Annotated in this window: 1 rRNA gene; it reads right to left on the bottom strand. The window is 54.2% G+C overall.

Annotated elements, in window-relative coordinates:
- Window positions 1-1,311: ribosomal RNA gene (locus HMPREF9412_RS21345) — 23S ribosomal RNA — on the bottom strand; the annotation flags it as partial.

Here is a 1,311-nt window from a genome sequence, read left to right on the forward strand (position 1 = left end):
GGTGCCAAACCTCCCCGTCGATGTGGACTCTTGGGGGAGATAAGCCTGTTATCCCCAGGGTAGCTTTTATCCGTTGAGCGATGGCCCTTCCATGCGGTACCACCGGATCACTAAGCCCGACTTTCGTCCCTGCTCGACTTGTAGGTCTCGCAGTCAAGCTCCCTTATGCCTTTGCACTCTTCGAATGATTTCCAACCATTCTGAGGGAACCTTGGGGCGCCTCCGTTACTCTTTAGGAGGCGACCGCCCCAGTCAAACTGCCCGCCTGACACTGTCCCCGTACCGGATCACGGTACCAGGTTAGAACCTAGATACGATCAGGGTGGTATCCCAACGTCGCCTCCACACAAGCTGGCGCTCATGCTTCAAAGGCTCCCACCTATCCTGTACAGATCGTACCCAAATCCAATATCAAGCTGCAGTAAAGCTCCATGGGGTCTTTCCGTCTTGTCGCGGGTAACCTGCATCTTCACAGGTATTAAAATTTCACCGGATCTCTCGTTGAGACAGCGCCCAAGTCGTTACGCCATTCGTGCGGGTCAGAATTTACCTGACAAGGAATTTCGCTACCTTAGGACCGTTATAGTTACGGCCGCCGTTTACTGGGGCTTCGGTTCACAGCTTCGGGTTTAACCCCTAACCGCTCCCCTTAACCTTCCAGCACCGGGCAGGCGTCAGCCCGTATACTTCGCCTTACGGCTTCGCACAGACCTGTGTTTTTGCTAAACAGTCGCTTGGGCCTTTTCACTGCGGCCCCCTCGGGCTATTCACCCTACCGAGGCACCCCTTCTCCCGAAGTTACGGGGTCATTTTGCCGAGTTCCTTAACGAGAGTTCTTCCGCGCGCCTTAGAATTCTCTTCTCGCCTACCTGTGTCGGTTTGCGGTACGGGCACCTTCACCTGACTAGAGGCTTTTCTTGGCAGTGTGAGATCATGACCTTCGCTACTGTAATTTTCACTCCCCATCACAGCCCAGCCTTATCGATGTGCGGATTTGCCTACACATCAGCCTCACTGCTTGGACGGACATCCATCAGTCCGCGTCACTACCCTCCTGCGTCACCCCATCGTTCATAACGGTTTACGGTGGTACAGGAATTTCAACCTGTTGTCCTTCGATTACGCCTTTCGGCCTCACCTTAGGTCCCGACTTACCCTGAGCGGACGAGCCTTCCTCAGGAAACCTTGGGCTTTCGGCGGATCAGATTCTCACTGATCTTTTCGTTACTCATACCGGCATTCTCACTTGTATGCTGTCCAGCGCTCCTTACGGTACACCTTCAACCTACATACAACGCTCCCCTACCCCTG

It is taken from the genome of Paenibacillus sp. HGF5, assembly GCF_000204455.1.
Taxonomy (GTDB): domain Bacteria; phylum Bacillota; class Bacilli; order Paenibacillales; family Paenibacillaceae; genus Paenibacillus_AQ; species Paenibacillus_AQ lautus_A.